At 64.6% G+C, this 22,278-nt stretch carries 23 protein-coding genes and 1 tRNA gene; 10 read left to right on the forward strand and 14 right to left on the reverse strand.

Going from position 1 to position 22,278, the window contains the following annotated elements:
* The first annotated feature begins 314 nt into the window (after positions 1 to 314).
* Positions 315 to 1,802: a diguanylate cyclase gene (locus tag ACF8LI_RS13115; protein WP_047218173.1), complete on the forward strand. Its 1,488-nt coding sequence runs from the start codon at positions 315 to 317 to the stop codon at positions 1,800 to 1,802.
* A 32-nt stretch (positions 1,803 to 1,834) separates the two neighbouring features.
* Here the strand turns inward: ACF8LI_RS13115 and ACF8LI_RS13120 are convergent, their stop codons facing one another.
* On the reverse strand, positions 1,835 to 3,655 hold the full coding sequence (locus tag ACF8LI_RS13120) for a methyl-accepting chemotaxis protein (RefSeq protein WP_392412997.1): 1,821 nt from the start codon (positions 3,653 to 3,655) through the stop codon (positions 1,835 to 1,837).
* Positions 3,656 to 4,173: 518 nt separating this feature from the next.
* On the opposite strand from ACF8LI_RS13120, the gene ACF8LI_RS13125 reads away from it, so the two are divergent.
* On the forward strand, positions 4,174 to 4,302 hold the full coding sequence (locus tag ACF8LI_RS13125) for a hypothetical protein (protein WP_016446840.1): 129 nt from the start codon (positions 4,174 to 4,176) through the stop codon (positions 4,300 to 4,302).
* A gap of 147 nt (positions 4,303 to 4,449) precedes the next feature.
* Positions 4,450 to 4,743 (forward strand): H-NS family nucleoid-associated regulatory protein, encoded by a 294-nt coding sequence (locus tag ACF8LI_RS13130; protein ID WP_016446839.1) that lies wholly within the window; start codon positions 4,450 to 4,452, stop codon positions 4,741 to 4,743.
* A 468-nt stretch (positions 4,744 to 5,211) separates the two neighbouring features.
* On the opposite strand, the gene ACF8LI_RS13135 is transcribed toward ACF8LI_RS13130, so the two are convergent.
* On the reverse strand, positions 5,212 to 6,774 hold the full coding sequence (locus tag ACF8LI_RS13135; protein WP_016446838.1) for a methyl-accepting chemotaxis protein: 1,563 nt from the start codon (positions 6,772 to 6,774) through the stop codon (positions 5,212 to 5,214).
* 352 nt (positions 6,775 to 7,126) lie between these two features.
* Between ACF8LI_RS13135 and ACF8LI_RS13140 the strand changes: the two genes are divergently transcribed.
* Complete coding sequence (locus tag ACF8LI_RS13140) at positions 7,127 to 8,302, forward strand: diguanylate cyclase (RefSeq protein ID WP_239009385.1); 1,176 nt, start codon at positions 7,127 to 7,129, stop codon at positions 8,300 to 8,302.
* Between the two features lie 111 nt (positions 8,303 to 8,413).
* On the opposite strand, the gene ACF8LI_RS13145 is transcribed toward ACF8LI_RS13140, so the two are convergent.
* Positions 8,414 to 8,593 (reverse strand): CsbD family protein, encoded by a 180-nt coding sequence (locus ACF8LI_RS13145; protein WP_016446836.1) that lies wholly within the window; start codon positions 8,591 to 8,593, stop codon positions 8,414 to 8,416.
* Positions 8,594 to 8,725: 132 nt separating this feature from the next.
* Positions 8,726 to 9,091 (reverse strand): Arc family DNA-binding protein, encoded by a 366-nt coding sequence (locus ACF8LI_RS13150; protein ID WP_047218175.1) that lies wholly within the window; start codon positions 9,089 to 9,091, stop codon positions 8,726 to 8,728.
* Between the two features lie 165 nt (positions 9,092 to 9,256).
* Between ACF8LI_RS13150 and ACF8LI_RS13155 the strand changes: the two genes are divergently transcribed.
* Positions 9,257 to 9,649: a hypothetical protein gene (locus ACF8LI_RS13155; protein ID WP_061287565.1), complete on the forward strand. Its 393-nt coding sequence runs from the start codon at positions 9,257 to 9,259 to the stop codon at positions 9,647 to 9,649.
* Positions 9,650 to 9,673: 24 nt separating this feature from the next.
* Here ACF8LI_RS13155 and ACF8LI_RS13160 read toward each other — a convergent pair whose 3' ends face one another.
* Together ACF8LI_RS13160 and ACF8LI_RS13165 are read right to left on the reverse strand one after the other, a co-directional pair.
* Complete coding sequence (locus tag ACF8LI_RS13160) at positions 9,674 to 10,975, reverse strand: UDP-N-acetylglucosamine 1-carboxyvinyltransferase (RefSeq protein WP_016454857.1); 1,302 nt, start codon at positions 10,973 to 10,975, stop codon at positions 9,674 to 9,676.
* A gap of 137 nt (positions 10,976 to 11,112) precedes the next feature.
* Positions 11,113 to 11,592 (reverse strand): GNAT family N-acetyltransferase, encoded by a 480-nt coding sequence (locus tag ACF8LI_RS13165; protein ID WP_074923362.1) that lies wholly within the window; start codon positions 11,590 to 11,592, stop codon positions 11,113 to 11,115.
* A 266-nt stretch (positions 11,593 to 11,858) separates the two neighbouring features.
* Here ACF8LI_RS13165 and ACF8LI_RS13170 point away from each other — a divergent pair, with 266 nt between their 5' ends.
* The 4 genes from ACF8LI_RS13170 (at position 11,859) to ACF8LI_RS13185 (ending at position 14,489) form a co-directional block, all read left to right on the forward strand.
* On the forward strand, positions 11,859 to 12,044 hold the full coding sequence (locus tag ACF8LI_RS13170; RefSeq protein ID WP_017405224.1) for a hypothetical protein: 186 nt from the start codon (positions 11,859 to 11,861) through the stop codon (positions 12,042 to 12,044).
* Positions 12,045 to 12,340: 296 nt separating this feature from the next.
* Entirely contained in the window at positions 12,341 to 13,414 is a 1,074-nt protein-coding gene (locus ACF8LI_RS13175; protein WP_392413000.1) for a linear amide C-N hydrolase, read from the forward strand.
* Positions 13,415 to 13,677: 263 nt separating this feature from the next.
* Entirely contained in the window at positions 13,678 to 14,097 is a 420-nt protein-coding gene (locus ACF8LI_RS13180; RefSeq protein ID WP_026062346.1) for a hypothetical protein, read from the forward strand.
* Between the two features lie 122 nt (positions 14,098 to 14,219).
* Positions 14,220 to 14,489: a hypothetical protein gene (locus tag ACF8LI_RS13185; RefSeq protein ID WP_227740759.1), complete on the forward strand. Its 270-nt coding sequence runs from the start codon at positions 14,220 to 14,222 to the stop codon at positions 14,487 to 14,489.
* A 43-nt stretch (positions 14,490 to 14,532) separates the two neighbouring features.
* Here ACF8LI_RS13185 and ACF8LI_RS13190 read toward each other — a convergent pair.
* The 5 genes from ACF8LI_RS13190 to tolB all read right to left on the reverse strand — a co-directional run bounded on the left by ACF8LI_RS13190 (position 14,533) and on the right by tolB (position 18,226).
* Positions 14,533 to 14,608 (reverse strand) — tRNA-Lys (locus tag ACF8LI_RS13190).
* 68 nt (positions 14,609 to 14,676) lie between these two features.
* Positions 14,677 to 15,504, reverse strand: coding sequence for a ThiF family adenylyltransferase (locus ACF8LI_RS13195; RefSeq protein ID WP_046987597.1), 828 nt, complete (start codon positions 15,502 to 15,504; stop codon positions 14,677 to 14,679).
* Entirely contained in the window at positions 15,504 to 16,286 is a 783-nt protein-coding gene (gene ybgF / locus ACF8LI_RS13200; protein WP_034363943.1) for a tol-pal system protein YbgF, read from the reverse strand. Before ybgF ends, ACF8LI_RS13195 begins: the two co-directional genes overlap by 1 nt.
* Entirely contained in the window at positions 16,286 to 16,828 is a 543-nt protein-coding gene (gene pal, locus ACF8LI_RS13205) for a peptidoglycan-associated lipoprotein Pal (RefSeq protein WP_016446824.1), read from the reverse strand. Before pal ends, ybgF begins: the two co-directional genes overlap by 1 nt.
* A gap of 78 nt (positions 16,829 to 16,906) precedes the next feature.
* Positions 16,907 to 18,226: a Tol-Pal system beta propeller repeat protein TolB gene (gene tolB, locus ACF8LI_RS13210; protein WP_016446823.1), complete on the reverse strand. Its 1,320-nt coding sequence runs from the start codon at positions 18,224 to 18,226 to the stop codon at positions 16,907 to 16,909.
* Between the two features lie 189 nt (positions 18,227 to 18,415).
* On the opposite strand from tolB, the gene msbA reads away from it, so the two are divergent.
* Positions 18,416 to 20,233 (forward strand): lipid A export permease/ATP-binding protein MsbA, encoded by a 1,818-nt coding sequence (msbA, locus tag ACF8LI_RS13215; RefSeq protein WP_016452860.1) that lies wholly within the window; start codon positions 18,416 to 18,418, stop codon positions 20,231 to 20,233.
* A 55-nt stretch (positions 20,234 to 20,288) separates the two neighbouring features.
* On the opposite strand, the gene ACF8LI_RS13220 is transcribed toward msbA, so the two are convergent.
* From ACF8LI_RS13220 to ACF8LI_RS13230, 3 genes are all read right to left on the reverse strand, one after another.
* Complete coding sequence (locus ACF8LI_RS13220) at positions 20,289 to 21,014, reverse strand: ankyrin repeat domain-containing protein (RefSeq protein WP_016446821.1); 726 nt, start codon at positions 21,012 to 21,014, stop codon at positions 20,289 to 20,291.
* The gene (locus ACF8LI_RS13225; protein WP_016446820.1) at positions 21,011 to 21,817 is read right to left on the reverse strand and encodes a TatD family hydrolase; all 807 of its coding nucleotides are present in this window, start codon (positions 21,815 to 21,817) and stop codon (positions 21,011 to 21,013) included. The genes ACF8LI_RS13220 and ACF8LI_RS13225 overlap by 4 nt, the downstream gene beginning before the upstream one ends.
* 96 nt (positions 21,818 to 21,913) lie before the next feature.
* A complete protein-coding gene (locus ACF8LI_RS13230; protein WP_016446819.1) occupies positions 21,914 to 22,273 on the reverse strand; it encodes a PilZ domain-containing protein in 360 nt (119 codons plus the stop codon).
* Positions 22,274 to 22,278: the final 5 nt, after the last annotated feature.

Raw genomic sequence — 22,278 nt, forward strand, 5'->3', positions numbered from 1 at the left:
GGCTCGACGGAACACGGCAAATCGCTTGGGAAGGCGCAGCACGCATGATGGATCAGTACTTGCAAATACATGCATTTCCGCTAGATTGGCCCCGCAGGCGTAAATTTTGTGAACTCAAGTTACCCCGCATCCGTCGGCTTCCGACGCAGGGCCTGCCCGCAGTTACGCGGCTTGCCGCAGCACGCCAAAGGAGGGTTTTCCGATTTCCCGCTGCCCGCCGGACCGCTCGTTCCCCATGACAAGGGCATGCCCGGCATGCCCGACGAACGCGCGCAGTGTCCGGTGCCTCCATTCAGTCTCCACAGGGGAGACATATGTCATATCGCGCCGTATCTGGAGATCCGTGGATTTCACAAGCTGCAACGCCCTGGCGGGACAGCTTTGTGCTGGGCGGGGTGCTGTTTCTGTGCTCGGCCGTGGCGCTGGGCCTGCGCTCTCCGGGGCATCTGTCATCTCTGTGGCTGTCCAACGCCCTGCTCCTGGGCTGGATGCTGCGCAGCCCCGCCTACAGCCATAGACACTGCTGGACGGCGGCCGCCGTGGCCATGGCGTTGGCCGAATGGTTGTCGGGCAGCCCGCTTGACCAGACCCTGTGGCTGACTTTCGCCGATCTGGCAGCCGTGGCCTGCGGCTGGGTGATGATGCGGCGCCTGCCGCTGCGGGTGCGGCAGATGCGCTCCCCCTCATCGGTGCTGCACCTGGTGATGTGCAGCCTGCTTGTGAGCGTGGTCGGCGCCGTGCTGGGCTCGGTGGGCATGCACCAGCTGATGCATTGGCCCTGGCAGCCCATGATGGCCATGTGGTTCAGCAGCGAGCTGATGCACATGACCCTGTTGCTGCCCGTTCTGTTGAGCTTTCCAGCAAGCCTGGAGCCGCTGTCCTGGCGTGGCCAGCCGTTCAGGCAGATCGTGCAGGCCCTGCTGCCGCTGTTGGCCCTGGTGATCTCCGAGGCCATTGCCATCTACCTGGGCGGGCCGGGCGCGCTGTCCCTGAGCATGCCGGCCATGCTGCTGTGTGCCATGCGCTACCGGCTGTTCGTGGTCGCCCTGCTCAACCTCGCCAGCTGTGCCATCAAGCTGGCCACATTTTCAGATGTACTGCTCACCTCGCCCAGTTCCGAACTGGAGACCACGTTCTCGTTCCGCCTGGGCCTGGCCATGCTGTCCATAGGCCCGCTGGCCGTGGCCTGCACGCTCATGGCCTTCAAGGACATGCTCAGCAAACTGCGCCATGCAGTGAACCACGATGCGCTGACCGGCCTGCTGGCACGCACCAGCTTTCTGGAGCGCGCTCAGCGCACGCTGGAGCGCCTGCAGCGCGAGCACCAGTCGGGCGCCATGCTGATGCTGGACCTGGACCACTTCAAGCACACCAACGACCGCCACGGCCATGCCGCTGGCGACCGGGTGCTGCAGGAAGTCTCGGCCCGCCTGTCGCAGGCGCTGCGCCCGCATGAACTCATAGGCCGCCTGGGCGGCGAGGAATTCGCCGTGCTGCTGCCTGGCGCCGACTGCGCCACGGCCAGCGCCGTGGCCCAGCGGCTGTGCGAAGCCACGCGCGAAATCCGCATCGAGACAAGCGATGGCGCAACCATCTGCCCCACGCTGAGCATTGGCATCGCCTGCACGAACATGGCCCAGCCTCCGCTGGGTTTGAGCGCCTTGCTGCGCACGGCCGACACGGCGCTGTACCAGGCCAAGGCCAGCGGCCGGGACCGGTATTTCGTGGCGGGCGAGCGGCCGGACGAGGCCGGTACACCGGCCTTTGCCTGCGAGCATTCCGGGAGCGCCAAGGCGGCCTGACACCAGGCGCCGCCTCGGCGTTTTGCCCGCGCTCAGCGCAGGCGGCGGGCGCCGTTTCCTTCGTCGAGCTTGAAGCCCGCCACGGCCTGGGCCAGCTGCACGGCCTGTTGCTGCAGCGATTGCGCAGCCGCCGTGACCTCTTCCACCAGGGCGGCGTTCTGCTGCGTGACCTGGTCCATCTGTCCAATGGCGCTACCCACCTCGGCAATGCCACGGCTTTGCTCCTGGCTGGCGTTGCTGATCTCAGCCACCAGCGTGCTGAGCTTGCGCACGCCGTCCACGGCCTGGTCGATGGTGGTGCCCGCATTGCGCACCAGCCGGCTGCCCGTGTCGATCTGGCCCACGGAATCGTCGATCAGCGCCTTGATCTCCCGCGCCGCCGTGGCGCTGCGCTGGGCCAGCGTGCGCACCTCGCTGGCGACCACAGCAAAGCCACGGCCCTGCTCGCCGGCGCGGGCCGCTTCGACGGCAGCATTGAGCGCGAGGATGTTGGTCTGGAAGGCGATGGAGTCGATCACGCCGATGATGCTTTCGATCTTGCGTGCCGACGCCTCGATGCCACCCATGGTCTGCACCACCTGGCCCACGGCCTCACCGCCTTGCGTGGCGATCTGCGAGGCGCTGGTGGCCAGCTCGCTGGCCTGACGGGCATTGGCCGCGTTTTGCTGCACGGTTGCCGTGATCTGCTCCATGGCGGCTGCCGTCTGCTCCAGCGAGCTGGCCTGCTGCTCGGTGCGTGACGACAGGTCCTGGTTGCCGCCCGCGATCTCGGCCGACGCCATGCGCACCGATTCCGACGATTCGCGAATGCGCAGCAGCACCGTGGCGATCTTGTCCACGAACTGATTGAAGGACTGGCCGATCTGCGCCAGTTCGTCCCGGCCTGCCGCCGTGAGGCGGCGGGTCAGATCGCCCTCGCCGGAAGCAATGTCCTGTAAGGCATCGCGCGCCACGGCCAGGCGCATGAGCATCCGGCGCAGCACCACGGTCAACAGCACGGCCGTACCCAGCACGGAAAGCGCGGTGATGAAGGCGGCCACCTGCAGCAGCGCGCTTACGGAATGCGTGGCCTGTGCGCGGTCGATCACCACGGCCAGCGTCCAGGGCGTGCCCTCCACCTTGGCGGCATAGACCATCTGCGGCTCTCCATCGAGCACCAGGTCGGCACGTCCGCCCTGCTCGGCCAGGCGCTTGATCATGGCCGCATCGAGCTCCGGTGCAATCGCCGAAGCGGGCTTGAGCGCCAGCTCGGGCCTGGCGTAGGCCAGCAGACGGCCTTCGCCGTCCATCAGAAAGGCGAAGCTCTTTTCCTGGGGGCGTATGGCCGCCACTTTCCTGGACATGGCCGCCAGCCGCACATCGGTGCCGACGACGGCCGTGATCGCGCCCGAGGCCCCGACCGGATCGACAAAGCTGATCGTCAGCTCACCCGTGCTGGCGTCCACGTAGGCCGGCGTGACGCCCGGACGGCCTTCCCGCACGGCCTGCTTGAACCAGTCGCGCTGGGTGCCGTCGTAGTTCTCCGGCATGGGATGGGTGAACACGGCACGCTTGTCCGCATGCACGAAGTAGGCGTCATCGAAGCCGCCGGCCTGCTGGCCTGCCAGCAGGAAAGGAATCGGGTCAGGCTGTTGCACCGCCGTTTTCAGCGAGCCGGTGATGCGCTGCTTGTCCTGGACCCAGTCGGTCAATGCGGCTGCATGGGCCTGCGTGAGCTGGCCGATGTTTTCGTCGATGCCGGACAGCGTGCTGCCGCGCGCCGTCCAGAAGGTGGCCATGGACAGCGCGAACAGCGCGGCCACTGTGATTGCCACGCAGATGAGGATCAGGCGGGCACGAAGTGTTTGAAACATGATGCGTAGTAAAGGCAAAAACGAGGGCTGTGGATGCCCACCGAGCCTATCCGAGACACACCGGCCGCCAGAGCTCAAAGAGTGCGTACTTGCCCTTGCAATTGCACGCTTCCTGGCTGCAGGTGATCCGCTGCCCCCTTCGAGCAAGCAGCGCTTTGCTCGCAACGCCACCGGGGCCTGAGTCGTCAGGTTTTTGCAAGTTATCGTCACATCCTGGACGGATGCATGCTATAGTGTCAATTTGTAACACAGACATTTCCCGCCCTGCAGGCGGGATCTTTTTGTCGCAAACGCCAGGGCCTTGCACCAGGGTCCTGCCGTTTGCGCCGCGCACCCTGTGTTTTTCCCTCCCTCATATTTTTGGGGTGCACCATGCGGCCTTTTCTTGCCCTTCCTGGACTGCCATGGATCCATGAAGGCCCCTGACCAGGATCGGCAGGGAGCAGGATACAAAATGTTTCATCTTGATGCAAAGATGCCGATAAGCAGGCAGACCTGTCATTCAAGGGGAGAGAAACATGAAGCGATGCATCATCAAAGTGGCCGGCGCCTGCTACACGGCCCTGTTTCCCAGCACCTGCGCAGCGGTGGCAGATGCGATGACCCGGTTTCCATACGCCACAAAAATCAGCGTCAGACTCGCCTAGACTCAGGCAACATGGGAACCTGTTCTCAAACAGGCTCTCTGACAATACGCCTGTCGTCATCCGGGTGTTGCGCGGCAGTGTAGGCTCACTTTGCCAAAAGCTCTCCCGGATTCCTTTATATTGGCAGATCAACATTCATTGATATACATGACCACAGACTACAAGACACTGCTGCAGCAGAAAGCCCAGCTCGAAGCCCAGATCGCCGAAGTGCTCAAGACCGAAAAGTCCGGAGCCATTGCCCAGGTGCGCACCATCATCGACCAATACGGATTGACCGAGGCCGATGTCTTTCCCTCGTCCAAAGCCAAGACTGGCGCTGGTTTCCGCGTGGTCGGCGTTCCCAAGTACCGCGATCCCGCCACCGGTGCGACCTGGACCGGCCGCGGCAAGCAGCCCCGCTGGATTGAAGGCAAGGACCGCACTCCCTTCGCCATATGAGATGCGGCCTGCCACGCCCTCCGGCAGCCACGAAGTTGCGACAGAGCCCGCCAAGTGCGGGCTTTTTGTTGCCAGAAGCAAGGGGTTAACCCTATTGCCCAGAAGTTACAAATTCTTCAATGTAGTGCTGATGTGTGAGCCGAAAGGTGCCTGCATGTTTCGGTACCCAAGCAATCACAACAAGGGAAACAGCAGGTATCGCACAGGGAACTGTCCTACACCTGCACTCTCCAAAATCATGATGCCCACTTCATTGCAGCACCCGCAAGCCATGGGCATCCCGTCACGCAACGGCAAGGCACCAACGGCCACTGGAGCAATCCGCCACCACCACGAACCATTTTCCAGCCGAGCCAGGGAGACTATCTCCTCCCTCCCCTCTCACTGACTTACCCTGGCAGGCCCGCAAGGGCCACGGCTTTTCTCTGCAACAGGACCGCCCCCGGCGGTCCTTTTTTTCTGCACGCGCTATCGCAGGGCTGGCACAGCGTTGCCAACCTTGAACACGGCCACCATGCCCGACAGGCGCTGCGCCTGGTCGCTCAGTGCGGCCGCTGCCGCTGCGGACTCCTCCACCAGGGCAGCGTTTTGCTGCGTCATCTGGTCCAGATGGCTGACGGCCTGGTTGACCTGGCCAATGCCGTCGCGCTGCTCGGTGGAAGACGCCGTGATCTCGCCAATCATGTCCGAGACCTTGCGCACGCTGCCCACGATGTCATCCATCACCTGGCCGGCCTGGGCGACCTGGGCAGAGCCTTCCTGCGCGGCATCGACCGAGGTGCTGATCAGCCCCTTGATCTCCTTGGCGGCCTCTGCGCTGCGATGGGCCAGGGCCCGCACTTCGCCAGCCACGACAGCGAAGCCACGGCCCTGCTCACCCGCGCGGGCCGCTTCCACGGCGGCATTGAGCGCGAGGATGTTGGTCTGGAAAGCAATGGAGTCGATCACGCCGATGATGTCTGAGATGCGGCGTGCGCTGTCGCTGATGCGGTCCATGCTGGCCACCACATGGCCCACCACGGCGCCCCCGCGCTCGGCCGCCTGGGCGGCGCTGCCGGCCAGGTGATTGGCCTGGCGCGCGGTGTCGGCGGCCTGGCCCACGGTCGCGGTCAGTTGCTCCATGCTGGCGGCTGTTTCCTCCAGGTTCGACGCCGTCTGCTCGGTGCGCGAAGATAGGTTGTGATTCCCGGCGGCAATCTCGGTGGATGCAGTGGAGATCGAGTGCACGCTGTCACGCACCTCCGTCACCAGCCCACGCAGCCGTGCCGCCATGCCCGAGACCGAGCGCAGCAGATGACCGAATTCGTCCTTGCGGCTGTCCTCGGCAGACACGGTAAGGTCGCCCTGCGCAATGGCATCGGTCAGTTGCACGGCTCGCTCCAGCGGACGCGTGATGGCACGCGTCAGCACGAAGGCCAGCGCCAGTCCGGCCAGGAGCACCACGCCCTGGACAATCCAGGCCAGCACACTGGCCTGTTGGCGCGCGGCCTGGGCCTGCTCCATGGCCGCATCGCGCTGGCTGCGCTGCAGCTGCACGAAGACTTCCAGCGAGTCCACATAGCGGCCGATGGCACCCAGGTACTGTTGCTGGACGAACTCGCGGAACGCCGCGGCATCGCCCGTCAACTTGATCTCGCGGGCCCGCTTGTTCAGCGCCAGCACCTCGGCACGGATGCTGGCGATGCGCTCCAGCGCAGCCTTGTCGGCCTCGCTGGCACCCTTGACGATCTCGGCCTGCAGCTTGGTGATCAGGCCAGAGCCCTCCTTGACCCGGCCGTCGAGCAGGCGCGTCAATTCCTCATCGGTGGAGGCATTGCTGGCCAGCACCCGCTCGCCCGTGGTTTCCGTTGCGCCCTTCCATTGAATGGCCAGACCGATGCGGTTCTCATATTCGGATAGCGTCTGCATGCCCTGGTCCATGGCGCGGGCCGCCGCAAACTGTGCCCACAGCGATACCGCAAGCATCATCGCCAACAAGCCGCCCAGCGTGCCCCAAAGCTTGGCGGACACGCTCCATTGATCAAATTTCATTCGTAGAACTCTCGTCGGAAAAACTGAACAGAGGAAAGGTGAAACAACAGGCCACGCGCACTAGCGCCGGCCGTCTTCCGGTGAAAAGCCCCGCCATATCGACATGGCCCATCAATCCGGAAAAGATGACTTGCTTTTTCGTCAGAAATACCGGGAACTTGAGGCTGCGCGCGGGCAGACCCGATATCACCCGCTGTGCACAACGCGGAACAGTGCATATGCAGTGGCAAGCGCCGGTGACATCGGATGCAAAATGCAATGACGCTTGCGGCTGCCGCGCCATTGAATGCCTGGGCTTGGAAGCTGCCAGCCGCCGTCTTTCGCACCTGCAAGTGCATAACACGCTGTGGATGTGTCACTCGATACCGATCGCCTCTATGTACTGATTGCGCCACTGAGCATTTTGCTGCTCAGCTGCACGCTGGCCGTGTGCTGGCTGGTGCAGCGTCGCCAGCGCTATCTGCTGTGGATTGCCGGCGGCTATGCCCTGGTTTCCCTGGCGCTTGCATGGCAGAGCATTGCCCCCCGCGAACAACTCCACCATTGGGCCGTGTACACAGGCGCCATGTACCTGTTTGGCACCTGGTGCTTTGCGCGCTGCATGGCGGGGCGTTACGGGGTCTCGGCCCATCCCGTGCTGGGTTTGCTCATAGGTGCGGTGGTTCTGGCCGCGCTGTACTACTACAGCCGGATCCAGGTCGATCTGTGGGTACGCGTGCATTGGCTCAACACAGGCCTGGGCCTGCTGCAGTTGCTGCCGGCGCCCGCCATGCTGCGGCGCCGGCCACCGCAGGATTGGCTGGAGAGAATGCTCTACTGGTCCTACGTGGTGTTTGCCGGCTACACCGCCGCCCGGCCGCTGCTGGTGCTGGCCCTGGGCAGCACCGACCTCAATGAGATTGCTCGCTCCACCTACTGGCTGGTGACTCTGGTCAGCACGCTGTCGTTTGCTCTGCTGTTCACCCTGATGCTGCTGGCCTGCACGGTGCGCGATGTCTTCACCGCGCTGCGCCAGGAGCGCAACCACGACTCGCTGACCAACCTGCTCAACCGTCGCGCCTTCCAGGAGGCCGCCGAGCTGCGCCTGGCCGATTCGCACATGGCGCCGGTTTCCGTGCTGATCGGCGACATAGACCACTTCAAGCGCATCAACGACAGCTGGGGCCATGACTGTGGCGACCGCGTTCTGCAGGCCGTGGCCAGGACCTTGCAGCAGCATGTGCGCAGCGACGATCTGGTCTCACGCTTTGGCGGCGAGGAATTCGTGCTGCTGCTGATGCGCACCACGCCCGAGGAGGCCGAGCGCGTGGCCGAGCGCATACGCGCTCAGCTCAGCGCGGACGGCTATGTGCTGGCAGCCGGCCAGCGGATCACCATCAGCTTCGGCATCGCCCCCGTGGCCGCCAACACCGCCCTGACCGATGCGCTGACGCGCGCCGACGCCCTGCTCTACTCCGCCAAGCAGGCAGGCCGTGACCGTGTGCACGTGGCCGCGGACCCCGGCCGCAAGCTGCCCCAGACCGCCTGATAAAGGAAGCAAGGAACGCCTTGCTCGGGCTTGCGCCCGTCAAAACTCGCTGAAAAGAAAAGCCCGCCAGGGAGTGGCGGGCTTGTTCGTCATCAAGGCAGCGTGGGCGCCTTACTTTTTCGCATCCTTCAGGGCTTCCTTCACATCGCCCAGCTTTTTCTGAGCCGTGCCTTCGACCTGCTTGGCAATGCCCTTGGCCTGCTGTTCGGGGCTGTCGATCAACTCGCCAGCCTTTTGCTGCACCTTGCCTGCGGCATCCTTGAGCGTGCCCTTGATCTGATCCGTGTTCATAGCTGCGTCCTTTGCTGCAAGAGCTTCTAAAAAAGGGATGGATCCTTGCAGACCCGACGCAACGATAAGCGCGCCCCGCAAGGACAAGCGCCAGCGCTCGGCAACGATGAGCGTGGTCTCAGGCCTACAGCCTCATCTCTTCCCCGGAGCGCGGCCTGCCGCCATGCCTGTTTCGGAGCGCAGGCGTTTCAGTGCCTCGTCCACCACCGCTTCCTTGTGCGCCTCGAACAGGCCTGCCGCAGCGTCCTTGTGCTCTTGCAGCAACTGGCACAGGCGCGAAATTTCCTCTCTCAATCCCGCCGCACCCTGCTCGATCTCGGCCTGGTCGGCATCGCCGGCTTCGTCCAATTCGAAGCTGCGCCGTATGCGCGCAACGATTTCTGCATTCATGGAACGGTGGCCGGCCTTTGCCGCTTCCGAGATGCGATCACGCATGCCATCCGGAAAACGGACGATGAAGCGCTCCTGGGTTTCGCTGGGAAAGGGTTTGCGTTGCATTGCGCGATGGTACCTGCCGGATGCAAATTCAGATTCATGCCTAGTTGACATGATTCCAAGTTGGCATAAAACTCGAAACGACCCGCCCGGGGGCTGTGCAAGCCCACATCCACGCCCTCGAACCACCAGCCCTGAATCCAGGACACATTGCGCAAGGACAGAACCATGCCGGACACAGACATGCCAGCCTCCGTGCATCCTGCGCAGGCCGTCGCCAGCCCGCCCGACCCGGAGACCCTGGCAACAGACGCGCTATGCCACATCAGCGCAGCGCTGAGCGTGCTGGAAATGCATGTGGAAAGATCCAGCCGCGCCATGGTGATCGGTGTCCGCGACCTGCTGCGCGGCTATCACCTCAAGGCGGACCGCGCCGCTGCCGAGCAGCCGGTGGAGGCCCTGGCCAGCAGCGTGCTGCCACAAATGTCCGCCGACCTTCAGGGCCTGCTGGAAATCATTGACCGCGTGAACGACGACGAGACGGACGACCCCATCCTCTATGCCGTGAGCTACCTGCTCAGGGCGGCCAAGAGATTCTCGGATGCGGCGGCGCAGGCCTAGCAGCCTGCGCATCGCCGCTTTCCATCACTCCTCGTTGGTCCACTCCACCCGAGCGCCCAGACTGCGCAGGTTCTCCACGAAGTGCGGATGCGCCCGGCGGATCGGCGTGGCGTTGCGGATCTCCGAGCGGCCCTCGATGCTGCTGGCAACCATGAACAGCGCAATCGCCACGCGGATGATGTAGGGGCTCTCCACCACGGCCGGCGTCAGCGGGTTGCCGCCGAAGGTGACCACACGATGCGGGTCCGAAGAAAACACATGGGCGCCGAACTTGGACAGCTCTCCCGTCCAGCCCAGCGCGCCGTCGTAGATCTTGTTCCAGAACAGCGCATTGCCCTGCGCATGCACGCCCAGCGCAATGAAGATGGGCAGCAGATCCACCGGAAAGTACGGCCACGGCGCAGCCTCGACCTTGGTGAGCACATTGCTGGTGAACGGCGTCTGCACCTTCAGCGGCCCCGAGCGCAGCGCGCGTGACCAGCCGTTCTTGTGCTCCACCTGCACGCCAAACTTGGCGAAGGTGCGGTCGATCAGCGGAAAGTTGTCCGGCGTGCTGTTGCGCACCTCCACATCGCCGCCCGTGATCGCGCCCAGCGCGAGAAAGGTGGTGATCTCGTGGAAGTCTTCCTCGAAGGTGAACTCGCCGCCGCTCAGCGGCGCGCCGCCACGCACCGTCAGCCGCGAGGTGCCGATGCCGTCGATGTCGGCACCCATCATCACCATGAAGCGGCAAAACTCCTGCACATGCGGCTCGCAGGCCGCATTGGTCAGCATGGACTCGCCCTGCGCGGCCACGGCGCACAGCACGAAATTCTCTGTCGCCGTGACGGAGGCGTAGTCCAGCCAGTGGCGCACGGCCTTGAGCGGCTGTGCGCTGTGGATCAGCAGCGAGCCGCTGGCGCGCTCCACCTCACCTCCGAAGGAGCGGAAGATGTCCACGTGCGGATCGATCTCACGCACGCCCAGCGTGCAGCCCTTGACGTTGTCCTCCAGCCGCGCCACGCCAAAGCGCGCCAGCAGCGGCGGCACCAGCATGATGGAAGAGCGCATCTCCTCCGGCAGGCGATGCGACGATGCATCAAAGCGCGTATCGCGATGATGCAACTGCAGCGTGCGTGTGGTTTCGTCCAGCTGCACCTCGCTGCCCAGCGTGCGGAAGATGTCCAGGATCTTGCGCACATCGGTGATGTCCGGCACGCCATGCAGCCGCAGCGGCTGATCGGTCAATAGCGTGGCGCACAGGATCGGCAACACGGCATTCTTGTTGGCGGAAGGAACGACGCGGCCGCGCAAGGGCGTGCCGCCGTGGACGATGAGATTGGACATGGGGGTGCAGCGCAAGCAGCGAAAGGACAACGCGTGATTCTAGGGTTGCCAAGCCCCCCCGGCGGACCTGCATCGGCTGCGCGCACCCGCTGTTTCAACAGGTTTCTTCTCTGGATCGCCAACCCGACAACAAAGCGTCAGGCTCTGCCCTGGAGTTCGTGCCCGTAGACGATGAAGCCACGATGCTCGGCCACCTGGTCATACAGCGCACGGCCCGCTTCGTTGGAAGACTGCGTCTGCCAGTAGACACGGCGCGCTCCCGCCAGGGATGCCTGCTCGTAGACCGCGCGGATGAGCGACTTGCCTATGCCCTGCTTGCGCCGGCCTGCATCGGCAAACAGATCCTGCAAATAGCACACGGGCTCCAGCCGCGTGGTGCTGCGGTGGAACAGGTAGTGCGCCAGGCCCACCAGCTCACCCTCGCTCTCTGCCACCAGCGCAAACACCGGCTCCAGCGGATTGAGAAAGCGCTCCCAGGTCGCCTGCGTGATGTCCTCGGGCAGCGCCGTCTCGCCAGCGCGCCCGTAAAAGGCGTTGTAGCCCTGCCAAAGAGGAAGCCATTGCTGATGGTCCGCCTGTGCAACGGGCCGGATCTGAAGCGTGGGAACGGAGGACATGGAACTCCTGGCAAATGAGATGGGGATCCCGAATTCTAGGGACTGCCAGCCGCCGCAAAGCCGTTGCCGATGCGCTGCTCACACCTGTGAAGACCTGCGGACAGGCCGCACAGCGCGTGCGCAAAACACATACGCAGCGTACAGACCCGGCCTACATGCGGCCACAAACTTGACCCGCACGGAAACGCCGCGAAACCAATTGAAATAGATCCCGTCAGAGGCCGTGCTCCCCAAAGGCTTCCGAAATCACATGACGGAGATACAAGATGCATCGAGTCGTTCCCACAGAAAGCTTCAACCCGGACCCGGATGCCCGCTACCACCGCAGCCTGCTGGAAGCCTTTCCCGTGCGCGGCGGCCAGCAGCTGTTGCTGCTGCGCATGGAGCCAAGGCCTCTGCTGGAACGCCTTTCAATGCTCGGGCTGCGCATTCTGAACCGCATCCGCAATTGAACTGGCAAGAACCACCAAGCACTCCCGAGAGCTGCACGATGCGCCACCTCTTCCTCGTCTTCCTGTGGTCTGCAATCTGCGCCATCTCCTTTGCGGTGGCGATGCTGGCCAGCCCCATGTTCAGCCACGCCATCTGACAGCGGTGCCCTCTGCACCCGCATGCGCGCAGGCCCATGCGCGGCATCTCCAATGACCGCCAGTTTGCCGGCCCGCCTTTTCACAAGGCGGCCATTTCTGACCTGGGTACGAATGACGCACTACACTGCGCCAGTCCATTTGCCTGCAAAGGAGTTGCCATGAAGAAACGCAGACTGCAGATTCACCCCGTAGTGGGCGCATTGCTGATGGGAATTGCCGGCCTTACGGCCCTGCCCGGCACCTGGGCCTGCACCCGCCTTGTCTTTCTTGGTGCGAATGGCCAGGTCGTCACCGCGCGCTCCATGGATTGGAAAAGCGACATCGTCAGCAATCTCTGGGTGCTCCCGCGTGGAATGGAGCGCTCAGGCAAGGCAGGCCCCAACTCGTTGCGCTGGACGTCCAAATACGGAAGCGTCATCACCTCGGGCTATGACGTCTCCACCACCGATGGAGTCAATGAAGCCGGCCTCAACGCCAACCTGCTCTGGCTGGTGGAGTCCCAATACCCGGCCTTCGGTGCGGGCAGCAAGCCTGGCCTGACCATTGCAGCCTGGGCGCAATACGTGCTAGACAACTTCGCCACCGTCCAGGAAGCCGTTGCGGCGCTGGAAAAAGAACCTTTCACCATCGTCTCCGACAACGTTCCCGGAGAGAACCGGCTGACGACGCTGCATCTCTCGATGTCCGACGCCAGCGGCGACAGCGCCATCGTCGAGTACATCAATGGCCGGCAGGTGATACATCACGGCCGGCAATACCAGGTCATGACCAATTCACCGACGTTTGATCAGCAATTGGCTCTCAACACCTATTGGCAGCAAGTGGGCGGCACCACCATGCTGCCCGGCACCAATCGCGCCGCCGATCGATTTGCCCGCGCATCCTTCTACGTCAACGCCATCCCCAAAAGTCAGGACCCCAACAAGGCGCTGGCCAGCGTCTTCAGCGTGATCCGCAACGCCTCGGTGCCCTACGGCCTGAATACGCCCGAGGAGCCCAATATCTCGTCAACCCGCTGGAGAACCGTTTTCGACCACCAGCGCAAGCTCTACTTCTTCGAATCAGCGTTGACGCCAAATACCTTCTGGATAGACCTCAAGGCACTCGACTTCAGCCAGAAAACCGGCAAGGTTCTCAAGCTGGATCTGGGCCCAGACCAGAACCACACCTTCTCGGGCGATGCCACGCGGCAGTTTCAGGAAACATTACCGTTTCAATTTCTAGGCATCTAGGGAAGAGGAAAAATGCGAGCAGAAACACCAAATCAACAACGGCCGCTGGCGGCCCCCAACTTTGCACGGTGCCTGCAGGCATCACAACCATGACCGTTACCGTCATCGGCGGGGGCGGCGCGACGGGAGGGCCAGTCAGGGCAGGCCTCGGCACTGATCGGAGTTCTTCCTGCAAACCGCGCCCGTCGGGTGCGCCCAAGCGGAAAATCATCTGTTAGCCTGCATGCAAGCGAGGCGATCAGTGCCTCTTAGAAAGGATCAGCATGCTTTCCAGAATTTGCGCAGCTGCATTTTTCGCTGCCATCACGCTTGTACAAATGCCGGCGATCGCCCAGGCGGACGTTCCGTCCACTGCGGTGACCTTCAAGAAAGGCACGTCGGGCGCGACTGTCCAAGGCAAGCTCCAAGGCAACAAGGAGCAGGCGCATGACTACATAGTGCGTGCGGTTGCCGGGCAGAAGATGACCGTGCACATGGAGACGAAATCCACCTCCACCTACTTCAACGTGCTGCCGCCCGGCAGCGAGGAAGCGCTGTACCGGGGCGAGGTGGCAGACGGCCCCACATGGACTGGTGCATTGCCCGCCAGCGGTGACTACCGTGTGCGTGTCTTCCTCAACCGCGCAGCCGCCCGCCAGGGCAAGTCATCGGCGTACGCGCTCAAGATTTCCGTAGTGGATTGACGTAGCGCGGTGTCCAGACGGTCCACAACCTGCTCGTCCCGCAGACACGCGCAACACATGCTCGGCTTGTTCGAATCCTGCACGGCCAGCTCAACGAAGCCGGCCAGCCTCTGACCAAGAACATGCTCCGCGACCGCTTCGACGCCGCTCGGGATGCCGCCGGCATTCCCAAGGCGCAGTTCCAGCCTCGGGGCCTGCGCGCCACGGCCGCCACCACGTTGGATGACGACGGCGGGATACGGCTGGAGCACACGACGGAGCGCATGACCGCCCAGTACATCCGCCACAAGGTGGGCAAGAAGGTGAAGCCCGTTCGGCGAATTGCGGAACACGCCCAGAGTTGCGGAACGCGGCCTGGAAATTTCGGCCCCATCTTGCTACTTCTTCGATAGCAAAGAAAAAAGGCCTCGTATTGCTACGAGGCCTTGTGTTCTTTGGTGGGTCCTGCGAGATTCGAACTCGCGACCAACGGATTAAAAGTCCGCTGCTCTACCGACTGAGCTAAAGACCCGAACCACGCTTTGCATGCATCAGATGCTGCTCAGCGAAGACATAGATTCTAGCACCAAATTTTACGCCTCAATTCTTGATGCGGCTCAGTTGATCGATGACCCAGCCTGCGGCGCACTGGCCGAAGGTGGCGGTGACGGCTACCACCGAGCCGTAGCCGTGGCAGTTGAGCGTGCCGTCGCCTTCGATGGCGCAAGAGGCATCGGGCGGGGCGACGGCCTCGCGGCTGAAGACGCAGGCGATGCCGATGCGCTTGCCTTCCTTGGGTGCGCCATGCTCGCGGCGCAGGCGGTAGCGCAGTTGGGCCAGCAGGGGGTCGTGCGTGGTGGCGCTGAGGTCTTCGATGTCCACCTTGTGCGCCAGGCGCTTGCCGCCGGCCGCTCCGACCGAAATGAAGCACTGGCGCGTGGCGCGCGCATGGGCGGCCATGGCAGTCTTGGCCTTGACCTGGTCACAGGCGTCGATGACGGCGTCCGCGTTCTGGGGCAGCAGGCGCAGCCAGTTGTCCGGATCCACGAAGTCGTCGATGCAGTGCACGCGGCAGGCCGGGTTGATCTGGGCAATGCGCTCGCGCATGGCTTCGATCTTGGCCTGGCCCACGGTGGTGGAGAGCGCGTGAATCTGGCGGTTGATGTTGGACTCGGCGACATGGTCCATGTCGATGAGTGTGAGCTCGCCCACACCGCTGCGCGCCAGCGCCTCGGCGGTCCAGGAGCCCACGCCGCCGATGCCAACCACGACGACGTGCGCGGCGCGGATGCGCGCGGCGCCCGGCACGCCATACAAGCGCTCCAGGCCGCCGAAGCGGCGCTGCAGGTCGGCATCAGAAAAAACAGCGCCTGCTTCAGGCGCTGTCTTGTCTTCTCCCGCAGGGGATGAAGAGACCGTATCGCTCATCACTTGAGGCTGGCAAGACGGTTCTTGGCCGCGGCTGTGGCTTCGGCGTTGGGATAGGCCTTGATCAGGTCTTCCAGCGTCTTGCGCGCGCCCTTGGTGTCCTTCATCTCGATCTGGCAGTTGGCGATGGACAGCGCCGCCTCCGGCGCCCGGCCATGCATGGGGGCTGCCGCCAGCAGCGCGCGGAAGTTGGAGATCGCGTCCTTGTAGTTGCGATTGGCGTACTGCGCATTGCCCAGCCAAAAGCGTGCCGAGGGCACGTAGCCGCTCTTGGGCCACTGGTTCAGGAAGGACGAGAATGCCGTGCCGGCTTCGGCAAAGCTGCCTGCGCGGAACTGCGCCAGCGCGGCTTCGAAGTCGCGCTTCTCAGCCGGGTCGGCCGCGAATTCCTGGCCGTCCACCGTCACCGTGACCGGCTCGAACTGGCGCAGGCGCTCGTCCACGCCCTTGGCGATGTCGCGCTGGCCGCGCTGCAGCTCGGCCACATCGCGCAGCAGCTGCTCGTTCTGGCCGCGCAGCTTGGCTTGCTCGGACTTGAGCTGCTCGATCTGCGACTGCAGTTCGAGCAGGCCACGGCGCGTTTGCGCGCTTTCCTCGGTCATGCGCTGCTGCGACTGCTGCATGCTGTCGACACGCTGGCGCATTTCGAGGATGGCGCGGCGCGCCTCGTCATCGCCGAACAGCGCGGCATGGCCGCTGGCGGCGTAGCCGGCCATCAGGCCGGCAGCCAGCAGCGTGCGCAGCGCGGTGCGATGCAGGATCGGGGAGCGCTGCATGTTCATCAACGGTAGGACAGTTCAGCGCGGCGGTTTTGCGCGTAGGCGTCTTCGGAATGGCCTTCGGAGGCAGGCTTTTCCTTGCCGTAGCTCACGGCTTCCATCTGCGCGTCGCTCACGCCCAGCAGGCCCAGCGAGCGGCGCACGGCTTCGGCGCGCTTTTGGCCCAGAGCCAGGTTGTATTCGCGGCCGCCGCGCTCGTCGGTATGGCCTTCGATCTGGACCTTGCGTGCAGAAGACGCCTTCAGGAAGCGTGCATGGGCTTCGATCTGGGGCTGGGCGTCGGCCTTGACGACGTAGCTGTCGAAGTCGAAGTAGACGATGCGGCTGACGCCCTGGGGACCTGCCTTGTCGGCAGCCGAGCCGGTCAGGTCCACGCCCGAGATGCCGCTTTGCGAGGTGCTGCCGGTGCCGGCACCGCTGCCCTGGCCCGTGCTGGAGGCGCCCGCGTCGGTGACCGGGGTTTCGTCGAGCTTGACGCCCGAGCTGCAACCTGCCATGAGTGCGGTGACTGCAAGTGCCAGGGAAAGTCGTTTGATGGTGATCATGAAAAATCTCCGTATGTCCGGATGGACTTCGTGCTGAGTTGACTTGTTGACTGAAAAGAAATCGAGGAAGCCGGGCTATCACTGGCGCTGGAACGGACCCCAGTCGGGCTCGCGGATGTCTCCGCCCTGCCCTGCCAGCCGCGCCTTGATCTTGCCGTCCAGCGTGGTGGTCATCAGGGACTCGCGGCCCTGCTGCAGCGTGGCGTAGACGATCAGGCGGCTGTTGGGAGCGAAGCTGGGGCTTTCGTCCGCCGTGGTGTCGGTGATGGCATTCACGGTGCCGGTGCCCAGGTCCATGACGTGGAGCTTGAAGCCGCCGCCCACGCGCGAGATGTAGGCAAGCCACTTTCCATCGGGGCTGACACTGGGCGAGATGTTGTAGTTGCCGGTGAAGGTGACGCGCTCCGCGCTGCCGCCGGAAGCCGGCACCTTGTAGATCTGCGGGGCGCCGCCACGGTCGCTGACAAAGTAGATGGAGCGGCCATCGCTGGAGAAGTTCGGCTCGGTGTCGATGCCGCTGCTTTGCATCAGGCGGCGGGGCTCGCCGCCCTGGGCGCTGATCAGGTACAGCTGCGAACCACCATCACGGCTGAGCGTGACGGCCAGCGAGTTGCCATCGGGAGCCCAGGCCGGCGCGCTGTTGGAGCCCCGGAAGTTGGCGACCAGACGACGGCGGCCGCTGGCCACATCGTGCACATAGACCACGGGCTTGCGCGACTCGAAGGACACATAGGCCAGCTGGGTGCCGGTGGGCGACCAGGCGGGCGAGATGATGGGTTCCGGGCTGGACAGGGCGGACTGCGCGTTCTCGCCATCGGCATCGGCCACCCACAGGCGGTAGTTGCTTCCTGCCTTGGTCACGTAGGCGATGCGTGTGGAGAACACGCCTTTCTCGCCCGTGAGTTTCTCGTAGATGTAGTCGGAGATGCGGTGGGCCACCAGGCGCAGGTCGCCGGTGGTGACGGCAAAGCCCTGGCCGCCCAGGTCCTGGCCCTTGACCACGTCCCAGAGGCGAAAGCGCACGTCGTAGCGGCCATCGGCCAGGCGCGTGATGCTGCCCACGGCCAGGGAATCTGCGCTTTTCTGGCGCCACATGGCGACATCGGGGCGCGAGGTTTCATCGAGTTGCACGCCGGCCGTGTCCACGGCGCGGAACTGACCGCTGCGCTCCAGGTCGGCCTGGATGATGGCCGAGATCTTCTGGGGCGCCTGCCCTTCTCCCTTGAATGCTGCAATGGCGATGGGCAACTGGGTCAGGCCCACGCCCGTCACTTCGACGCGGAACTGGGCCAGCGCGGGAATTGCGGGAGTGGAGGCAAGAGCGGCCAGCAGGGTTCGGCGCGAAGGGCGCGGCACGGCCGCCAGGGAGGAAGGAGAAAGGAGTCGGTCAATAGTCATTGGCATTCATCAATATCTACGGGAAGACCCCGGTACTTGCACAGGTGCGAATGTTACACACACTGGATGCGTCACGATGTAAGAACGTGCACTGTAGGGTCTGTCGGCCCAGGCTTTGTCGATCCCCGCCAGCCGCATCGGTTCCCCATGGGGCAGCCCCAGGCAAGCCCGCCGTAAAATCCGCGCTTCATGCACGCACCATCCTCACCGCCGCCGGCCCCTGCGCCGTCCGCCGCACCGGCGGCCCATGATCTCGCCAGCACCCTGACCCTGTCGCAGCGCCTGAAGCGCCTGTCCCCCTATTTTGGTGGTCAGCGCCTGGCCTGGACGATGGCCGTGGCCGCCACGCTGGTGGGTGCGGTCACCGAGCCGTTGATACCGGCATTGCTGCAGCCGCTGCTGGACAGCGGCTTCACCGACGGCACGCTGCCCCTGTGGTCGGTGCCGCTGGCCATCATCGGCGTGTTCCTGGTGCGGGGCCTGTCGCAGTTCGTGGGCCAGTACGCGCTGGCGCGCATTGCCAACGAGGGCATGCTGGCGCTGCGCAGGCGCCTGTTCGAGCGGCTGCTGGCGGCCGACATGGCCTTGTTCTCGCGCCAGTCGGCCTCATCGCTGTCCAACACCGTGGTCTATGAGGTGCAGACCGGCTCCACTCTGCTGGTGCAGGCCATGCTGGGCATCTCGCGCGATGGCTTCACCCTGGTGGCGCTGCTGGGCTACCTGCTGTATCTGAACTGGCAGCTGACGCTGGTGGTGGCCGCCGTGGTGCCGGGCGTGGCCTGGATCATGAAGACGCTGTCGCGCCGCCTGTACCGCATCACCAAGATCAGCCAGGAAGCCACGGACTCCCTGGCCTATGTGGTGGAGGAGAACGTGCTGGCCCACCGCATGGTGCGCCTGCATGGCGCGCAGCAGGGCCAGCAAAAGCGCTTTGGCGGCCTGAGCGGGCAACTGCGCAAGCTGGCCATCAAGGCCACCATCGCCTCTGCCGCGATGACGCCGCTGACCCAACTGCTGGCCGCTGCTGCCCTGTCAGCCGTGATCTGCATCGCGCTGTGGCAAAGCCGGGGCACGGGAGCCGCCGCGGCCAATGTGCAGGATGTGACGGTGGGCAGTTTCGCGGCCTTCATCACGGCCATGCTGATGCTGATTGCCCCCATTCGCCGCCTGGCCGATGTGGCCAACCCCATCACGCGCGGCGTGGCGGCGCTGGAGCGGGGCCTGCATCTGCTGGAGGGCTCGGGCGACGAGACCGGCGGCACCCAGGTGCCCGGCAAGGCGCGTGGCGAGATCGAGCTGCGCGACGTGTCCGTTCAGTTTGGCGAGGACAAGGCGCCCGCCCTGAGCCATGTGGACCTGCGCGTGCGCCCGGGCGAGGTAGTGGCCCTGGTCGGCCCCTCCGGCGCGGGCAAGACCACGCTGGTGAACCTGCTGCCGCGCTTTCTGCAGCCCACGGATGGGCAGTTGCTGCTGGACGGCACCCCCCTGCCCGAATGGGATCTGGCCGCCCTGCGCCAGCAGTTCGCCATGGTCAGCCAGGATGTGGTGATGTTCAACGACACCATTGCCGCCAATGTGGCGCTGGGTGGCGTGGAAGACGAGGCACTGCTTTGGGCGGCGCTGGACGCCGCCAACCTGGGCTCGCACGTGCGCGGCCTGCCCCAGGGCCTGCAGACGGTGGTGGGCCACAACGCCAGCCAGCTGTCCGGCGGCCAGCGCCAGCGGCTGGCGATTGCGCGGGCGCTGTACAAGGATGCGCCGGTCCTGATTCTGGACGAGGCCACCTCGGCACTGGACAACGAATCCGAGCGCCTGGTGCAGGAGGCGCTGACACGGCTGATGCAGGGCCGCACGACCCTGGTCATCGCCCACCGGCTGTCCACCATCGAACATGCCGACCGTGTGGTGGTGATGGAGCGCGGCCGCATCGCCGAGCAAGGCACGCATGCCGAACTGCTGGCGCGCGACGGGCTGTATGCCAGGTTGAGCAGGAACCACGCCACCTGAGCGGACAGGATTGGGGGCGGCCATGCCGCTTTCGCTTGCGGCTTGCAGCTGGCGGCTACCAGCTCCCGCGCGAGGGCTGGGTCTTGCGTTCGGCCTTGATGGCCTTGGTGAGTTTGTCGACCATGTATTGGCGGTCCACCTGCCTGGCGAAGTCGGCGGCGGTGAAGCCGCGCTGGTTGCGCAGGATGACGTCGGCGCCTTCGGCGATGAGCAGGTCCACCACGGCTTCGCTGCTGTACTGGGCAGCCAGCATCAGCGGCGTGGTGCCGTTGGGCGATTCGGCGTCGATGTAGGCGCTTTTGTCCAGCAGCAGCTTGATGATGTCCAGCGTTTGGGGCAGGTCGGCCGAGGTGGCGTAGTGCAGCGGTGTCCAGCCGGGGCGGTTGACATCGGCGCCCCGGCGTATGAGTTCCTTGGCCAGGTCCAGGTGGCCCTTGATGCAGGCCATCATCAGCGGCGTTTCGCCCTGCTGCGAGGCTTCGTTGACCTTGATGCCGGGGGACTTGAGCAGCACGTCGAAGACGCCCAGGGAGCCCTGGTGCAGGGCCGCAACCAGACCCGGGCGGCCGCGGGTGTCGCGCGTGTTGGGATCGAAGCCGCGAAAGATCAGGTTGACCATGGCGCGCTCGTTGTCACTGACGATGGCACGCACGTAGTCGTCGTACTGGCTGGCGTGCGCCAGCCCGGCACCGGCTGCAGCCACGGCCGTCAAGGCGCGGCCGGCCCGGGCCAGCCAGCGGCGACGGTCCACGCGGCCGACGGCCGCAGCATTCAGTCTCATGCGACAACCCCCTTGAAAAGCTGATCGAAGTTGGCACTGGTCAGGGCCGCCACCTCCTCGACCGGAATGCCGCGCACCTGTGCAATCTGCTGGGCCACGTACGGCACATACGACGGATTGTTGGTCTTGCCGCGATAGGGAACGGGCGCCAGATAAGGGCTGTCGGTCTCGATCAGCAGGCGGTCGGCCGGCACGAAGGCGGCCACGTCGCGCAGGTGCTGGGCGTTCTTGAAGGTGACGATGCCCGACATCGAGATGTAGTAGCCCAGGTCCAGCGCCGCGCGCGCGACCTCCATGGTCTCGGTGAAGCAGTGGAAGACACCGCCGGCCTGGCCTGCCGAGCCGTCCTCGCCTTCTTCGCGCAGGATGGCCAGCGTGTCGTCCGAGGCACTGCGGGTGTGGATGACCAGGGGCTTTTGCGTCTGGCGCGCCGCGCGGATGTGCACGCGAAAGCGCTCGCGCTGCCACTCCAGGTCGGCAATGGTGCGGCCGCCCTTGCGGTCTTCCATGCCGTAGTAGTCCAGGCCCGTCTCGCCGATGGCGACCACGCGCGCCAGCGCGGCGCGCTCCACCAGGTCGCCCACGCTGGGCTCGGTCATGTGTTCGGTGTCGGGGTGCACGCCCACGGTGGCCCAGAAGTTGTCGTGGTCCAGCGCCAGCTGGTGCACATCGCCGAACTCCTCCATCGTGGTGCAGATGCACAGCGCACGCGTGACACGCGCGGCCGCCATGGCCTCGCGGATCTCGGGCAGGCGGCTTTGCAGCTCGGGGAAGTTCAGATGGCAGTGGGAATCGGTAAACATGGAATCTCGTGGTTCAGAAACAGCCATGCCGACCCGGGAGCTATCCTCCCTGTCGGCATGCATGGCAGGCAGGTGCACCTGAAACAGGTGCAGCCATCAGACCGTCTGCGTGGCCTTGTCCGAGCTCAGCGCCGCGCCCAGGATGTTCTCGATCTTGGCCTTGAGCTCGGCGGATTTCTCGTCCTTGGGAAACTGTATGCCTATGCCCTGCGTGCGGTTGCCCGAGGCGCGTGCGGGCGTGATCCACGCCACGCGACCGGCCACGGGATAGCGCTGGGGCTCGTCGGGCAGGGTCAGCAGCACGTAGACATCATCGCCAAGACGGTACTCACGCTGCGTGGGCACGAAAACGCCCCCTTCGGCGAACATGGGAATGTAGGCGGCGTACAGCGCGGCCTTTTCCTTGATCGCCAGTTGCATCACGCTGGGACGGGGTGTGGAGGGTGCGGTGCTCATGGATG

Origin of the sequence: Delftia sp. WSY_12 (assembly GCF_043104645.1) — a bacterium.
GTDB lineage: Bacteria > Pseudomonadota > Gammaproteobacteria > Burkholderiales > Burkholderiaceae_C > Comamonas > Comamonas tsuruhatensis.